Origin of the sequence: Sinorhizobium prairiense, assembly GCF_029201645.2 — a bacterium.
GTDB lineage: Bacteria > Pseudomonadota > Alphaproteobacteria > Rhizobiales > Rhizobiaceae > Sinorhizobium > Sinorhizobium meliloti_A.
The window spans coordinates 1,837,518-1,854,143 of sequence record NZ_CP104131.1 but is presented as its reverse complement, the minus strand read 5'-3'; the positions used below and the strand labels follow the sequence as shown (position 1 = coordinate 1,854,143).

13 protein-coding genes are annotated in these 16,626 nt (G+C 54.1%); 2 read left to right on the top strand and 11 right to left on the bottom strand.

The window, feature by feature from the left end; translation table 11 throughout:
* Positions 1 to 85 precede the first annotated feature (85 nt).
* The gene (locus N0Q91_RS11630) at positions 86 to 472 is read left to right on the top strand and encodes a hypothetical protein (protein ID WP_275596459.1); all 387 of its coding nucleotides are present in this window, start codon (positions 86 to 88) and stop codon (positions 470 to 472) included.
* Between the two features lie 452 nt (positions 473 to 924).
* Here the strand turns inward: N0Q91_RS11630 and N0Q91_RS11625 are convergent, their stop codons facing one another.
* From N0Q91_RS11625 to N0Q91_RS11585, 9 genes are all read right to left on the bottom strand, one after another.
* The gene (locus N0Q91_RS11625) at positions 925 to 1,491 is read right to left on the bottom strand and encodes a hypothetical protein (RefSeq protein ID WP_275596458.1); all 567 of its coding nucleotides are present in this window, start codon (positions 1,489 to 1,491) and stop codon (positions 925 to 927) included.
* A gap of 1,636 nt (positions 1,492 to 3,127) precedes the next feature.
* Positions 3,128 to 3,847, bottom strand: a complete 720-nt coding sequence (locus tag N0Q91_RS11620) for a hypothetical protein (protein ID WP_275596457.1) — start codon at positions 3,845 to 3,847, stop codon at positions 3,128 to 3,130.
* A 275-nt stretch (positions 3,848 to 4,122) separates the two neighbouring features.
* Positions 4,123 to 4,641 (bottom strand): hypothetical protein, encoded by a 519-nt coding sequence (locus N0Q91_RS11615; RefSeq protein ID WP_275596456.1) that lies wholly within the window; start codon positions 4,639 to 4,641, stop codon positions 4,123 to 4,125.
* The gene (locus tag N0Q91_RS11610; RefSeq protein ID WP_275596455.1) at positions 4,611 to 5,177 is read right to left on the bottom strand and encodes a hypothetical protein; all 567 of its coding nucleotides are present in this window, start codon (positions 5,175 to 5,177) and stop codon (positions 4,611 to 4,613) included. The genes N0Q91_RS11615 and N0Q91_RS11610 overlap by 31 nt, the downstream gene beginning before the upstream one ends.
* Positions 5,164 to 5,697, bottom strand: a complete 534-nt coding sequence (locus tag N0Q91_RS11605) for a hypothetical protein (protein WP_275596454.1) — start codon at positions 5,695 to 5,697, stop codon at positions 5,164 to 5,166. The genes N0Q91_RS11610 and N0Q91_RS11605 overlap by 14 nt, the downstream gene beginning before the upstream one ends.
* A 1,786-nt stretch (positions 5,698 to 7,483) precedes the next feature.
* On the bottom strand, positions 7,484 to 8,167 hold the full coding sequence (locus N0Q91_RS11600) for a hypothetical protein (RefSeq protein WP_275596453.1): 684 nt from the start codon (positions 8,165 to 8,167) through the stop codon (positions 7,484 to 7,486).
* A complete protein-coding gene (locus N0Q91_RS11595) occupies positions 8,157 to 8,621 on the bottom strand; it encodes a hypothetical protein (RefSeq protein WP_275596452.1) in 465 nt (154 codons plus the stop codon). The genes N0Q91_RS11600 and N0Q91_RS11595 overlap by 11 nt, the downstream gene beginning before the upstream one ends.
* A gap of 1,216 nt (positions 8,622 to 9,837) precedes the next feature.
* Complete coding sequence (locus N0Q91_RS11590; RefSeq protein ID WP_275596451.1) at positions 9,838 to 10,434, bottom strand: hypothetical protein; 597 nt, start codon at positions 10,432 to 10,434, stop codon at positions 9,838 to 9,840.
* Complete coding sequence (locus N0Q91_RS11585) at positions 10,427 to 11,359, bottom strand: hypothetical protein (RefSeq protein WP_275596450.1); 933 nt, start codon at positions 11,357 to 11,359, stop codon at positions 10,427 to 10,429. Before N0Q91_RS11585 ends, N0Q91_RS11590 begins: the two co-directional genes overlap by 8 nt.
* 209 nt (positions 11,360 to 11,568) lie before the next feature.
* On the opposite strand from N0Q91_RS11585, the gene N0Q91_RS11580 reads away from it, so the two are divergent.
* Positions 11,569 to 12,141: a hypothetical protein gene (locus N0Q91_RS11580; protein WP_275596449.1), complete on the top strand. Its 573-nt coding sequence runs from the start codon at positions 11,569 to 11,571 to the stop codon at positions 12,139 to 12,141.
* 89 nt (positions 12,142 to 12,230) lie between these two features.
* On the opposite strand, the gene N0Q91_RS11575 is transcribed toward N0Q91_RS11580, so the two are convergent.
* On the bottom strand, positions 12,231 to 12,890 hold the full coding sequence (locus tag N0Q91_RS11575) for a hypothetical protein (protein ID WP_275596448.1): 660 nt from the start codon (positions 12,888 to 12,890) through the stop codon (positions 12,231 to 12,233).
* Between the two features lie 1,015 nt (positions 12,891 to 13,905).
* Positions 13,906 to 16,623, bottom strand: a complete 2,718-nt coding sequence (locus tag N0Q91_RS11570) for a D-alanyl-D-alanine carboxypeptidase family protein (RefSeq protein ID WP_448136912.1) — start codon at positions 16,621 to 16,623, stop codon at positions 13,906 to 13,908.
* Positions 16,624 to 16,626 lie beyond the last annotated feature (3 nt).

Genomic DNA, 16,626 nt, shown 5'->3' with positions numbered 1-16,626 from the left:
GCAATGCTCAATGGTATTGAGCATAGAAATTGGATTATTGACAAATAAGTTGTAGTGCAGGACTTCCGCTCCTTGCGCGCGACGGTTGGTCCCGGCCAATACTTGGCATTCCGATGCCAAGCGACTCGCCGGCATCGAAGTTATTGACGATGCGGCGCCTGCCGCCGCCGGCATCCGTCGCCAGCTCGATCCGCTGCGGGCGGTTGAAGGTGTCGCGACGGTCGTCGCCACAAAGGGTCAGCGTCGATTGTCCGTCGCCGCTCGTTTTGATCGGGTTTCAGGAGGCAAAGCGTCCGCCCGGCATATAGCCGGGAACATCCCGCTGCCGAAAAACGACGTGCCCTGTGCGATAAAGTCTTCGTGGATTCGCCCACCTGCCGCTGCACCCCTCGGCGTCGGCCTCGCGAAAAATCACCGCGTCGATCATCGCGGACATCCGGCCGGTTATGCGGCTTGCCGACTCCAACCCTGACTCGCCATGTTGAGCGATTCCTGGCAATGCCTGTCGATACAGGCGCCAACTGCCCACCCAGCGGTGCTCCAACCGGCCCAATCGGTAGTGTTACTTGCCGCCTCTTGCATTCAGTTGCTCCTGGCGAATCCATTCCAGACGTATTCCGCAAACTTCAAAACGACTATCAGATTCAAACTAACCGGATCCGAATCCCATCGGTCCCCTCCACGAAGAAAGAATATCTCATAAAGTTTTCCAATAACTATCAAGAATGAAATCCAAAGAAACATAGGACATGAATATTCGATAAATTAGGTAATAATAACTAACGCCAGCATCAAAATAAGCCTATAAATAAATAGGTTTCTTTTGATTGCCTCAATTATATTCATGAACAGGCTCCGTTATGCGGAAAAATGCTTACACCTCGTTTCTCAAGGCTCTGCTCCATGGTTAAGTTGTTCACAATTTCATGGCCGTGATCGGCCGTAGGCCAAGGCTCTCTCGATCAAAATTCCCGTGCTGAAAACAAAAAGCCAAATAAGCGGAATGTTCTTCCATATATTTATCTCAATTGATTGCGATAAATTTAGGGAGTATAATGTGTTGTATTCCTCGAATCTCGACGTAAAAACTGAAACAACACTTACGGTAATTGTTATTAATGCTACCTTTAAGAATCCAGGTATAAATATAGTGTCCTTTCGATAGATGTCATCGACGATCTTAAAAAGAAGCCAAATGTAGCATCCAGCGGCAAATATCGACTGCATTGCAAAGAACGTGCATTTTTCATGCGACGTGTATCGGCTGGCGTACAGTTGGCCCTGCAACAACAGGTTCTGTGGCCAAAGTGCAAGTAGAGCGGAATTCTCTGCTATTGCACACGCGGTGTTCGGATGGGAGACTAATATGAACCTCCCCCCGATCGCGAATATTGCTGGAATAATCATGAGCAGCGCTGAACGTTTGAGGTGTTTGACCTCAATCTTCATCTGTTCATCGAACCTTGAAACTGGGTCCTTATCGTTCTCCATGGGAAGTGGATTTACCTACCTTATGTCCGTCGGCCGGGCTGTCCTCTGTAGCAAATACAATTTCCTAGTCTAATGATCAAATAAGAGAACTTGCATTCATGGCCCGTCTTTTCACGCCGAAACCAAAGAGAACTCCAGAACTTCTGCCCCGTAGTCGTAACCGAATAATGGAAACCACGTAGCGCCTGCAGGTAGTCATCCCTCGGAGCCTATTTTCCTCGAGTTGTGCCGATCCTATGATCCTATTGAGAGTGGGTGTTTCTCGTTCGTCCCCGCGCGCGGCCAATGCAGAGAGATGCCGCCGCACACACCATCCCGAGCAATCCCAAGAAGGTTGCGCTGATCAGCGGCATGTAGAGGGGATTGCGCAGTAGCTCCCCCCTCCGACCATCCATCCAGACCGGAAGCGGAATGAAGAAAAGGAAGACGATGCATACAGTTATGGGAGAGATGAAGTGCCTATAACGTATTTCCCGAGCCTGATCAGGGGACAGTGGATATTTCTTTCCCTTTGTAAGATTTATAAGTGTGGAAAAAACGATGCACAAAAATGTGAAGAGGTACAGAAAACAGTTTTCTGTTAAATAATACCGGATGTCATTGACGGGTAAGCCTTTAAAATTGGAAGCCTCTACATGAAATTTTGGAATGTACAGCATTAATCGTTGCGCCCATTTTAAATTTAGCCATTCTCCGGGAAACGGTATTGACGCCGCATAGAGGGCATAGATGAAAAACGGAAAATACCGAAAGTATAGGCGATATGCTCGTCGAAATCGGACATCATCGATGTCGTCGGCCGCTCGGAGGACAAAAGGACTTCTCTGACTGCTCACTTCAGGTGACATAAGCCGTGTGGATACCGTCCCTACTCGCCGGGGGCCATTCGGCGCCGGACAAGACCAAGCATGGTTACAGAATTATGCGCAAATAAGTCTCCCTACATTCGGCGGTCGGCGAACTCGTCTCTCCTCCGCATGATCTCGCATTCGATGATCGAGAACTGAAACTTGTCTATTCTCGGCGATGCATATTCTCTCCCGTCAGTGCTTTTTCCTGTATTTGGCGAAGCGCAGTTGCTGCCCCCGGGCACGCAATAGGTTGGTGTGCAACAGCTGTATCGGCACCGCGTATCGTAATGAGGATATCCACAGACATCAGCCTCTTGCGAAAACCAACGAATGCGGACCGGTCCCCGCAATAGGCAAGAACGCATCTAGCCTTGAAATACCCATCGTCAGCCCAGCAAGAAAAACCATTCTTCTTGAGAAAGCCAACAATGCCCGCTACATCTCCCCTAAATTCTCGGTGTATATCTCGATAAATTCCGTCCATTTCAGCATGTTTTCTTGCAGCAAGCAGACGTTGCTTGACGTCGTGGAGGTCGCCGGCGGAGACTGTGACCGCCGTCCCTTGGAAGGCTGCCAGCAGTATTGCTGCGGCGAGCTTCCTTGCTTTGGGAACAATGTGCTTAACCGACCTCGGTATAAGCGTTATCCGCCTAGGCATCGCTGATCGACGCCAGATATTGCCACCCGCCGACATAGTCGTCGAGCGAAGCGAAGGTCTTCAATTTGGCTCGTTGTTGATCATTGAGGGCAAGGACCACGGTCGGGCACCGAGTTATTTGACAGTATCAGAATTCCCATCGCGCTCGAATTGCGCAATGAGCAGCAACAGATTGCTGTGTATCGTCATCCAGTTCGGCATGTATTTCAGGGAAAAAGCATATCCTATATAGTTGTGGTGATCGCCATCGATGTAATCTAAGCTGCATCCCGGCGATAACCGTTCCAGGGTAGCTGCAATTGATCTTAAGTCTAAAATCTTCGGTGAAGTACGTCACGTCGTAAGGTTTCAAGTCTCCTTCCTTGCCGCTCAGGTTCAGAAACTTGGCGAGCCCGTTCTCGTTGTCCAATCTCTTTGCATAGCCACGCTCCACACTGTCCAGTTCGCTTTCATACACGTGACGCCAGGACGTTGCGTCAAAGTCTTTGCGGTGCACATAGACATGCAATTTGTCGCCGTACCCCAGTTCCTGCCATTTCTCGTCATCCTCCGCCCGATAGGGTCGCAAATCGGGCAGGAGCGCATCGAAGTTGAACGATTCAACCTTAACGCGGCCCTCTTTGGGCTTGGGCCAGCGGCCATGCTTCACATAGCCTTCCCAATACATGTAGCGCTCGGGAATATCGAACTTGCGCCCACCCGGCAGTTCGATGCGTACTACCCCGTTGGCCAGGTAGTGTTGGCTTGCATATGAAAGGGCGTATTCGTTGGCGACCAGCCAACCGAGCCAAATCGCGCCAAGTGCGGAAAGTGCGATGAAAATGTTGCGCGCTCGAAATATGCCCATGGCTCCGACCGTGACGATTGTAGAGCGTCTCGTGCTCTACGGCCGGAACCAAAACGCAGAACCGTCTTTATGCGCAAATAAGTTGCTTCGCAGACCTTTACCCGCGAGGCGTGTTGCCGTCGGAGACGACCGCCTCGATATCACCCGCCGCCGAAGACGAGTTGGATCTGTGCGGCCGTGAGGGGAGGCGGTCGCCCGAGGGTCTTGCCTTCCAGTTGGAGTGCTGGACGCTCGATTGCGTCCGATATCATTTCAATTACTGAAATAGATCTCTATTATTTACGTGTGTCTCCTCCACTTAGAAGGTATTCTTGTTTTTCTTTAAGAAGCGCGTTTGTGGGAGGGCATTCTGCCGGCTGATGAACCACTGAGGTCGTCACGTCTCTGCCGACCATTCCCACTGTTATCGTCTTCAGTTCTCTTCGAAAGAAGCGCCTGTCACCGCAATACGCAAACACACATTTCGCAGTCGTCGGTACGCTACCCACGGAGCACGAAAATCCGGAAGCTCGTAAAAATTCAACGATTTTTGGTCTGTTGCCTCCCAGCTTGCGCTCTATGCTTTGATAAATGCGATCCATCTCATCGTGTTTTCTCGCCGCTAGCAGACGTTGTTTAACGTCGTCGAGGTCGCCAGCGGAGACTGTAGCCACGGTCCCGCGGAAGACTGCAAGCAGAACTGCTGCTGCAAGCTTCCTCGCATTGTGAACAAGGTCCTTAGCCGCCCTTGGCGGGCCCAAATCGATGACGCATCTCTTCGTCTTTATTCCCGCAAAACTTCCGGTTTGCTGCATTGTAGCACCTTTAGGCAGCCCAACGTCGCAGGCGAAACGCCAAGTCCGCAACGCTCAATGGTATTGAGCATAGAGATTGGACTATGGACAAATAAGTTGTGGTGCAGGACTTCTGCTCCTTGCGCGCGTGCGGGAGCGGGAGAATGAACAGGGGAGGGCGCCGGTACCGCCGCAACGTTTGGTCTCAGCCAATACCTGACATATCTGATGCCAAGCGACCCGCCGGCATCCGTCGCCAGCTCGATCCGCTGCGAGCGGTCGAAGGTGCCGTTCCCGTCGTCGTCATAGCGGGTCAGCGTCGATTGTCCGTCGGCGCTTCTGGTGATGAGGTTGCGGAAGGCGAAGCGCCCGTCCGGCGTATAGCCGAGAATGTCCTGCAAGGTCGACCCGTCGGAGTTCGCCGTCGTGCTTTGCCGTATGACATAGCCATTGCCGTCGGCGGCAAGCGCGGCATCGCCTACCGTTCCCGTCGATCCGTAAATGCTTTCAATATCGTATTCGATGATCGAGAACCGGACGCCGCTATTTTCCGCCATGCATTTTTCCTCCCGTCAGCAATCTTTCTTGCGTCCCTTGAAGTGCCGCTTCTGTGCGAGGGCAGGCTGAGGGCTGATGAACAACAGAAGTATTTACGCCGCGTTCCGTTATAATGACGCCGATTGTCATCAGTTCCTTGCGAAAGCCAACGAACGCCGATCGGTCGCCGCAATAGGCAAGAACACATCTTGCCTTGAAATACCCATTGTTCGTCCAGCACGAGAAACCGTTATTCCTGAGAAAGCCAACGGTCTTCCTTACGTCTCCTTTGAGTTCTCGGGTTATGTCTCGATAAATCCGATCCATTTCATTGTGCTTTCTTGCCGCTAGCAGACGTTGTTTAACGTCGTCGAGGTCGCCAGCGGAGACCGTAGCCACGGTCCCGTGGAAGACTGCAAGCAGAACTGCTGCTGCAAGCTTCGTCGCATTGTGAACAAGGTCCTTAGCCGTCCTTGGCGGGCCCAAATCGATGACGCATCTCTTCGTCTTTATTCCCGCAAAACTTCCGGTTTGCTGCATTGTAGCACCTTTAGGCAGCCCAACGTCGCAGGCGAAACGCCAAGTCCGCAACGCTCAATGGTATTGAGCATAGAGATTGGACTATGGACAAATAAGTTGTGGTGCAGGACTTCTGCTCCTTGCGCGCGTGCGGGAGCGGGAGAATGAACAGGGGGAGGGCGCCGGTACCGCCGCAACGTTTGGTCTCAGCCATTACCTGACATATCTGATGCCAAGCGACCCGCCGGTATCGGTCGCCAGCTCGATCCGCTGCGAGCGGTCGAAGATGTCGCGGCCGTCGTCGCCATAAAGAGTGAGCGTCCATTGTCCGTGGGCGTTCGTTGTGATCAGGTTTCGGGAGGCAAAGCGTCCGCCCGGCCCATTGGATACTGCATTATGCGCAAATAAGTTGCTTGCGCATTTCGGACGATCGGCCGGCGAACTCGTCTCTCTCCATGATGGTCATTCGGCTGACGGGGCAGTGGCGAGCTCGTCGCAGACGAGCCGGATCTGTGCGGCCGTGAGGGGAGGACGGCCGCCCGAGGGTCTTGCCTTCCAGCTGGCGCGCCGAGCACCATTTCGGAAATCACATCGAGCGTATTCATCTCGTATTCCACGGGAATGCTGCCATATTTCCGCTAATACGAGCCTCCGCCGTAAGCCATATGTGAGTACATATCCACATAGACGGTGGCACGTTACCGGCTTCCCAATGCGCTTGAGCATCTTCCCACCCCAAGCTTTTGCGAAGGTTTTTTCCCGAACCCGTCTCCGTCATTTCTCGCCCCTCGATACGTCCCAAAATTCAACTTGACCGCGCAGTCCGAATGCCGCCGTGAGGATAACCGGTTTTGAAAAAGGTGGGTCCTTTACTTCGCATCCCACGAAGAAGCTCACATTAGGAATGGGGTCATTTTCCGTCTCCTCGAACCTATAACATGTTGCGTAAATAATTCTATCGGACTCCCCAAATTCAGACAAGTATCGCTCCAATTTAGCTAGCGTCTGATTCTCCGGAGATCTGCTATCATTGAGACTCTCTCCATATATATAGACAGAAAAAACTAGTATTGATGCAGAAATGATTACCAATAGCCGTCGCTTATTTCCAGATGTTCGTTCCAATGTGATATCCTCAACTGCGCTTGGCTGCCATTCTGTCTTGCCTTCCAGTGGGCGTGCCGAGCACCATTTCGAAATCACATCGAGCTCCGTTGATATGAGCCGATGACAGTCGGACAATGGGGGCCTGCCGGGCAAACCTACCGCTCTCTCCTCGATATTGCCGATCGCATAGCCGCCGGACACAAACCGATGCTGAACCAATTTCTCCCCGAAATTCAGGCCGTCAGCCAGGAAACCGCCATAACGCCGAACGTAAGTACATGACGCCATAGTCACCCTCAACAAGGTTGAGTTGAGTGTAAACAATCGCGTCTTGCGTTCCAGAATGAATTACAATTCGTTGTCCTTGTGCGCCTCCAATACCTCACGCCAAATTAGGAGTTGTATAGGATTTCTGTTAAGTCTTGTTTTCATCACACTGTCTTTTATTACGAAAGGATATAGCTTGGTAAGTATATAACTAAATAAGGAAAATGGTGACGTTATCACCATCAGCGCGGAAAGAATCTGAAAGATTGTTTCAATGTGTCCACCAAACTTCGTCGAATCTCGGACTGATAGGACGAAAAATAGTTCAACCCAAATTGCGACGAAAACCAAATTGAATATTGTGTTTATCTTCTTAGTCATCGCGTTCATATACCACCAAGGTATATACTGCAGTGGAGAGTCTGTTTAGACATCATGTGCCTCCGCTGTTGTGTTCTTCTAAAACTTCGCGCCACGAGGGAACAGGGAGCGGCTGCACGCCGGACGGCTGCGGAGCGGGCGTCAACGAAGGCGCGATATCGCTTGGTCTAGGTGTTGGGGACGGCGCCACGCCACCGTATTGCCAATCCAAATACTCGGCGTGGGCGCGACCCGAATAGAAGCCTGGCGACGGAAGTCCGAACCGCCGGTTAGATAAGTCGACATTGAGGCCCGCGGGGTTGCCCTGGTAGGGAAGCGAATTCGGATCAATTCCGAGCATTCGCATGACGTAGGCGGCGGCGGAGTTGGAGTTGGCTTCGCGGGCTAATAGATTGGGGGTTAGCGCGTAGGCGACTTTCTTGCTGTATAGATTCTGCGCGAACGCATCGATCTGGTCGGCAAGCGTTAAGCCAAGACCACGCTCCACACTCGCGGAGCCGGCAATTGCGGAAGGCATCCCCAAGGCTCGCCCAATTCCGCCAAGTACATCCCGTGGGTCGAACGGAAGCCCGACGTCATCGTACTGTCCTTTGAAAAAGGAACCGAAGTTCCACTCGCGCACCTCTCCGTCGATTTCGAAGCGGATTCCTAAGTGCGAAACTTGTCCGGGCACAAAGCGCGAAATGATTTCAATATCATACTCGATGATCGAGAACACTGCCCTGTTATTTTCCATCGCGCCTAATTCCTCCGTTCAAAAGCTTTTCCTGTGCCGCCCGAAGGAGGGCGTCAGTTGCCGGACATTCAGTGGCATTGTGATGAACAAGGTCCGTCGATGTTCCCTTTTCGGTTATAATAACACCGACAGATATAAACTCTCTCTGGAAAATCAAAGGGAAAATGCGACGGTCACCACAGTACGAATATACACATTTTATCTTATACAGTATTCTTCCCGGCACACATGAAAACCCTATTCTCTGAAGATAAGCCGAGATCTTCACTGTATCTCCATCGAATCTGCGTTCGACTTCTTCGTAAATCCTGGTAATGTCGCCTTGCTTCCTGGCTCCAAGCAAACGTTTCTTGACTGCATCAAGCTCATCTGTCTTCGCAAACGACGCCGCGGCGTGCAAAGCCGCCACTGCCGCTACGACAGCTAGGCGTCGGCTAGTTTTGAAGTCATGCACCAAGTATCCTCCCCACTGATCTCAACCGGCGACAGCGCCGCCGCTACCGACGCGCCAGTGAGGAGGCAAGCATGGAAATCGCCTTTAAGCAGGTCGAGCGGCACGGGCTACGGCGAGACCACGAGAACCTCAAGTGGTTGCTTTCCATCATCCGTGTGCGCAACAAACGACCTACTCCTGCTTGCCACCGCCCGTTGCAACATAGAAAATCGATGATAGTCAAATAAGTTGCGGTGCGGATCTTTTGCTCTCCATACGGGTTTTGGCGAAGGCGTCGACGAGCCATTGCCACGGGCGGTCTCGGCCGATGTCTGACATGTCTGGTCGTTAACCGACTCGCCGGCATTGAAGTTATTGACGATGCGGTGCCTGCCGCCGCCGGCATCCGTTGCCAGCTCAATCCGCTGCGAGCCAAAACGACCATCAGATTTAAACTAACCGGATCCGGGTCCCATCGGCTTCCTCTTGGAAGAAAGAATATCAGGACGGCCGCCCGAGGGTCTTGCCTTCCAGTTGGAGCGCTTGACGAAATCTCGCTACGGCCGAACTAAAGCACGCACATATCGTTATGGTTCAATAAGTTGTATTGCGTATCGCTACGCTGTACTGACTGCGCGAAGGTCGGTTCCGGAGGCGATGCTGTCGACAAAGCACCCGGATCCCCCGCAAAGCACCCGGATCCCCCGCGTCGCCCGCGCGGGAAACGGAATGACCCGCATGGCAATCAGGAGGTGCTCGACGGCAGGTCGTCGATCGAGGAGCGGTACCAGGGCGGTCAGGGTGCGCCGTTTCCAATGGCTGGAACGGCCAGTGTTACATCGATGACTGATGACGAATGGTCGGGTCCCTTACTCGCTGTGCTCATCGCAGGACTTCGCCGGTTCCGCGCCCTCGGCGCGGAAGAGTTTTTCAGCCCAGGACTTGGCCTGGCTGGATTCCAGTCCCTGGCGCAGAAATGACGGTCGAAGGGCGTGCGCTACGCAGGGCAGCGCGGCGTCCGGAATCGCTGTGGCTTCAAAGCGGTGAGGCGGCTCACAAGAGAAACCTGCGCAAAACACTGCCTGACATATGGAAGAAATGGTGGGCGATGAGAGACTCGAAAACTCGAAACTCTCATCGTAAATGTAGCCAATATGTTGATTATGCTGAAACAATTAAATATTGGAAAATGCTAATTTGTGACGTTGGGACGAGCTATATTTTGTGAAAAAAATCGTCATTGATCGTTGACGTTTCCACCTGCGAGCTTCTCTTCGAATAAGAAATTTACTCTGCCGACGATCCGACCGAACGTGTATCCCGCCTCGATCATCAGGAAGAAGAAAACACTTCTTACGCAAAGGCTGGCCCACCAGAGATAATCCGATGCGCTTGAAGTAATTTTCGCCAACAAGGGCAGGGCGTGCTTCGTGAACCATTCACCTTGCGCTTCCGGTGCAATAACCGCCATCGCGAATGCCAAGCCAGCAGATGCCGTCATCACGAAATAGGAGACGTTGTGAAAAAGCTCTTTGGACAGAGCATTCACACGGCGTGCACGATTTTTCTGTTCCAATGACGAGGTCGGTGAACTGTGGTCCTCTCTGCTGCTGGCAATATAAAATAACACACTGAAACCGAAGCCGAGCAGAATTGATGCAACAGTATTAATGGAGTTGATAAAGTCGGTGAGCTTATCCGTCAGGAGGAATGATAGCAGTGGAGACAAGGCAATAAATAGCAAGATCCGTGGCCATACGCGAATGCGGCCACCTGTTCTATAGTTATAGAACGTGGCGTTATTGTTCGCGATGATGGAGCGAACGCTAGCCATTTGCGATAACGCTTATAACGTGATCATTTAGAGCGTTGAGGATCTCATTGCAGGTATCTGCATTGGAGGGGTGTCCGTCGTCATCGACGCTAACATCCAGCTTGAACCGCGTTGCGCGAATGCCGTTGTCGAACATGTAGATAGTCGTGGACTTTCCGTTCATGTCAGCAAGGACCGTGCAGTCGAGAACGTCGTCGTCGTCGAGCTCGATCAAATCGCTTTGATTCATCAAGCCAGCCACAGCGTGTTTAATCTCACGCTGGCCTTTGCCGAAAAAGGGGATGACTCCGCGTTTAACGCGGTCAACAAGCGGATCCTCTTTACTAGTCCTCGTGAGGGCGATCATCATCTTTCCACCAAGTTGGCTGCGACCGGCGATTGATGTTGACTTGTTCGCGACATTGACTCGGATTTCCTTCGGTTCGGCGTTCTTGTAGTAGGAAGCTCCTAGCCGGTAAGACAGTGATCTAATCCCTGCGCTTTCAGGCATCATGCCTTTGATAGTGTCTCGAAGGATTCGATACCCGCCAAACAAACCCAAGTATTGTGAGCCGACGTAGATGCGTCCAGATTCGGCAAGATAGAGCACGAAGTGAAACGGCCTTAAGTTGACGCTGTCGGCGGATATCCTACCCTTTTCTGAATTGTCGTAACCGTGCCCGTAATATGATGCTTTAAACGTGCCGGTAATCGTCCGCTGATTTACTAGCTCAAGATTTTCGAGCGGTGCCTCCTTGTATGACCTAAGTCTTTCGATGTCCCTCTCTAGAGATAGGTCAAACGGCTTCTGCGATTGCATCTTCGTGAAGAGTCCTGTGAAATCTCCCGTGGTGAAGGGGATCACCACTTCATCATCTCCGGATTTCTTCACCCGTATGAGATAGTGGAAGCTCGCACTTACTTCTTCATTCTTTCTAGGTGCCATCCCTTACAACCCTCAAAGCCGCGTGTTTAAAATGCGTCGAATCGCTTTGGTTGCAATTCAAGCACTGCGTGTCGGCTTTGTTGAGTCTTTCCTTATGGCGTGCACTATGTTCTTAGTTTGTTCACGGAAGTCAAGACCGTCCACGCAGCTATCCTCTTCCGTCGTTCAGGGAACTATGCTGAAGATGCGCTGGGGCCGGGGATTATTGCATGGAAAAGTTTTCGTCTTGGTTGATTGGCATCGTGACCGCGGCAATTGCGTATGGATATTGGGACGCCAACGCTGAAACGAGAGCGGACGGCGATCTTCGAGCGCAGATTACAACGCCCTGGGGACTCTACTTTGACTCCCATGCCGACTACCTACCGATAGATAATGGTCAGTTATTTGTTGAAGTTAAATGGAGGCAGCCAGATAATCGCAAGCGCATATCGTCCATCCGCGTGAAAGGGCGGGTGTTGGACGGCGCTGAGCTTGTGGCGATGGTGGATTCCCCTTGCCAACGCGCGGGGAGCACTTGGCTCGGCGATGCCAAATGGTCTTTTGAAGGCCAGACCAGCACTGACCTCGTTTGTTTCATCAAGATCGACAAGATACTTACGCCAACGGCGCCTGATGGTCTTGTTCGGATGGACGAAGCCAATGCCCGCATCGCGAATATGAGGATTGACTACACGGCAGACGTGAAAGCGGTGAATAAGCCAATGCGCTATGTAATCTGGTTAAACGAGCATGCCTCAAAGGTTTACGAAGCTGTCAGCGCGCCGTTCGAGCGAGAATGACTGACGAGATTGCCGCCCCGCCAGTCGTGCGCCGTTTCCCGACAATGGAACGGCGCTTATCAATCCGGTTCACTTGCCGTGGGTTCCTGCTAAGGTTTCGGGTTGCAGTGCTTCAGGTGCTCCGGGGCCGCCGCAAATGCCGCCTCGGCCTCTCGGTCGGCTTCAGCGCGGAAGGCTTCGAAGTGCTGCCGAGCTAACTTGTCGAAGCCGCCTGCGCCGAGTGTCGCGAAGTCGGCCGCGCGGAAGCGGGGCGCGCCGAGCGTGGCGATATCTTTCAGAATCTGCCGCATAGGCGCTCTGACTTCTTCCACTGCCTTGTGGATCGAATTTGTGCTTTCCGGGAAGATCGCGCCGACTTCGGCAAGCACAAACTTCACCTGATCAAGCTCCATGGTTCCCGTCGCCGCGTCCGGTTCCAAGGTCGCCAGCGCTTCGACAAGCGCGCCATAGTGTTCCGGCTCAACGCGGCCATTGACGACGCGCGGCGCGCCAAGCTCCACAAGCCGGGCAGCACGCAAGGCGACGTGCACGCGCTCATAGGCTTCAGCCGGATCAGCCGAGCGTGGATAGATAGCGATGCGCTCATCATGGATCAGCCGGAGCGTCGCCGTGAGGTTGGCGGCTTCGAATGCGTAGCGGTCATTCTCAATATAATTCGCAGTTTTCATATCAATGATTCCGAATATGTTGCGAGTTGCAGATGCATATGAATCAACATCCCGTGTTAGATCAAGAGCAAAATCAGACATTCATGTTTATTTTTGAGGAGTTTAAGTACTCAAGTCAGTAATGACTGATTCTCTACTTACAAAAAAACCTCCCGGTGACACGCCGGGAGGTTACAGAGAGAATTTTTGTCGCTGCTAACGCGGGATTGGAGAAGCCCCGCACGACAAGAGATATTATAGCAATGACCGGATCGTAGGTCGCACCCTGAGTGAAATTATTTCGCGGGGCACGCCGACACCTGCTCGCTTCGCTCGCACGGGCTTCGCATCGGCTTTCCCGGCGCTCGCTTCGCTCGCTTGGCCGCCTCTGCTTTGCCCGGCTTTTCGGTCAGAGCATTTAGCTTCCTAGTCTTCGCGTCGTGTTGTTCTCGTCCGTGTCTGGTTTGGTTCGTGTTTCCTTTTTCCCTTTTCTTTATAAGCCCCTTTCCCAGGAAATACTTTATCCCCTCTAGACAGAAACACGTAAATAATGAGCCGTTATGGCTCGACGTTGCTATCTAGAGGGAGATAAAGGAGCCTTGAAGTCTTTCCCGAGGTGGACATGAAGATGCAGATTGCGGCAATCAGCCGCGCGAGATCCGGTTTGCCGATAATCTCTACTGCCGTTTATCCGTGCTTTTCGGCACTCAAACGGTGCTAAGTGAATGCTTCTTCATCCGGCAACATTCACTAGCTGCGGGTTGTCGTTACGATCATATCAGGACATTGCCCGCGTCGGAGGGGTGCGTTTCGGGGATTGAACCCGGGGTGCAACCGAAACGAAACCTTGAGAATTCATCCAGCCGAAGCCGGGAAAGCCAGACAGCCGCGCCCGATAACCTTTTGCGCTCTTGAAACGCGGAGGGTGGTCCTGTATTCCACCGCTGCCTTGCAAGACGTGACACTGCCATAACCAGTGCCTCAAGAGTATGAGGCCGGTAGGTGATTAATCCTACCGACCATCCCCGCGCAACCGATAAGGTCGTCGCACTTCTCTTGTGTCTCACCGATCATTATAGCAAACGCGCAAACGTCCGGCATAGGAATTTTTGTAGATTTAGCGGCTCCTGCTATTCATCATGTTGCCGGGCCGCGTCTGCTTGCGCAGTTCTTCCGCGACAACGCCGCGAACGGTCGATTCAACCTGCTTCGCCATGCGGGCGGCAAGATCGGCGTTCTGTTCCGGCGTGCCCGCGCTGCCTTCCACGGTGATCGGCGCATGAATGCTGATCTGCTGCACCGGCGCGGCGCTGTTTGCGGCCTTCAGAGCGGGCGAGCGCAAGGCCGGGGCCGCGCCGACAAAGCCGCCTTCGACGTAGCCCTTCAGTGCTCCCCGGTGCATGGCGTCCAGATTGGCAACACCGATCCGGTGCGTTGCTTCCTTGCTCATGACGAATTCGCCACGATGCACGACGCCAGCCGGTTCATATTTGCCGCCGTGCCCGGTAAAGCCGCCAGACGCAAAGCCGAACAGCCCGCCGAGCAATGAGCCGAACAGCCCGCCAAAGCCGACTCCGCCTTCCTTGCTGCCGCCCATGCCGAACAGGTCGGCAAGCGGTCCTTCGCCCATAAGCGCCGCCTGCAACGTCGCCTTCACGAGCGTCTGCAACAACGACTGAAGCGCTTCTTCGGCGGTCATGGTGCCGGTCAGAATGCCGGTCAATGCGTCGGTCATGGACTGGCCGAAGAACCGGGCGGTTTCCTGCGCCTGTTCCTGTTTCAAGCGCAAGCTTTCAACGCTACCCTCTGCTGCGGCCATGCCCTGCGCAAGGCTTGCGATTTCCTGCCGCTGCTGCGGCGTGAGCGCAATTCCGGCCCGCTGCGCCTGATTAAGCATCTCCTGCTCGTAGCGGAGCGCCTGCGCCTGCTGCGCGGTCATGCCGAGCGCGTGCCGCTCTACGCCCTGCGCAGCCGCGTGTTCGCGGGCGCTGGCCGTGATGTCGCCATAGGCTTCGGCCTGCTGCGTTGCCGCCTGCGTCAGCTTCTCGATTTCGGCCGTCACCTGCCCGGCGCGGGCCGCGGCGTCCTCGATATGCCAAGGCTCATGCCCCATCGGGAAGGACAGGCCGAAGTTGCTAGCGTTGGCGTGCATCCACTGCCGCGCCCGGTCGGAGCTATAGCCAAGGTCCGCGGCGTTGCCCTTGTTGTGCTGGCTATTGCCGGGCGGGGCTACCCACTTCCGGGCGGCTTCCGGCGATCCATACTTCTTCAGGGCGTCAAGCCAAAGCTGCTGCTGCCGCTCGATCGAGCGATAGCCGGAATTGATGGTGACGCTGCCCTTCAGGTCGTCGGGCATGGAAGCCAGCATCTTCGCCAGCTTCGACGCGAATGCATCGGCCATGCCGTTGACGTGATCCTTCGACTTGCCAGCGGCGAGCACGTTAGAAAGGTAGCTTGCCGGGTCATCGGTCGCACTCTTGATGCCGAGCGCCTGAAGCGCCTTGCCGCGCATCTCGTTAGCCAGGGCGATTTCACGCTGCCCCTGCGCCTTGCCGAGCGCCTGCCGGTAAACCGCATCAATGCGGCTCTTGGCGTCCAGATCGCGCAAGGATGCGGCCAATTCCGGCACTTCGCCCTTCAGCGCCCGGATCGCGTCGGCGTAGCTGTTGATGGACTTTAATGCATCCTTCGCCGCGCTGCCGGTGCCGGACAGGGCGTCATTGAGATTGTCGAGGGGCGGCTTTGCGCCCGCCGCGTCCTGCCCGGTCTTGTAGATGAAGTTTTCATCGTAGCCGTTGCGCCGGTCGAGAATGTCGCGAAACTTCATCGCTTCGCCGGTCAGTTCCTCGATAAGCTGCTTCTGCTTCTGAATGTTGAGGTCAATGGTCGAATCGGCCGGGAACGCGCCCCTATCAAGCTCAAGGTCGGACAGAAGCTCTTTTGCTTCGCGGAGCTTCTCATAGGTGCCGTGAAGCTGAGCCTGAATATTGCGATCGGTCTGTTCCTCAAGCCGGTTCATCCGGTCAAGCCAGTCGTCCATTGCGCCGACAACATCAACAACGGCCTTCTTCAAGGCAGTGCCAACGGTGCCGGTGATCCGGGTAAACTTGCGGTCGATTTCGTCGGCGCGCCGGATCACGTCTTCGTCAAGCACAAGGCCGAGGTCGTTGGCTTCCTTGATCGTGCGGCGGATGCCTTCGGCCCCACGGTCCAGAAGCTCCACAAAGCGCTCGCCGCCTGTTCCGCCGAAGATTTCATCGGCGATGCGAATCTGTGCGGCCCGGTCTAGATGCTCCAGCCTGCCGATGATTTCGACAAGCAAGGCGGAAGGATCGGCAAGCTTGCGCTTGAGGGTGTCGGCGGAAAAGCCGAGCCGCTGGAATGCTTCGGCTGCCGGTCCCGTGCCGGTCACGATCCATTCGTCGGCGCGAAGGTTCAATTCCTTCATGCCGTCTACAAGGGCGTCAACCTCAATCCGGTTCTGCTGTGCAACAAAGGAAAGCTCCTGAAACGACTTCGTGCTGAGACCGGCGCGCTTAGCTTCGTTGCCGATGTTCGCCACGCCCTTCGCGATATCGCCGACACGCTGCACGATCTGATCAAGCCCGCCGACTGCAAGGGCACCGACTGCGCCGCCGACAAGTCCCTTCCCAAAGCTGCCAAGGCTCTTGAACGCGCCGCCCATCGCCTTCTCAATGCGGCTGCCGGCGTCTTCGGCGTCATTCCGGATTGCCCGGAAGTTGGTGCGGCTCTTGCCCTTGGCGCGTTCAAGGTCGCGCTCATACTTGTTCAAGCGGGCTTCAAAGGTGACTAGCAGGCGCTGTTCGTCGGACAAGCG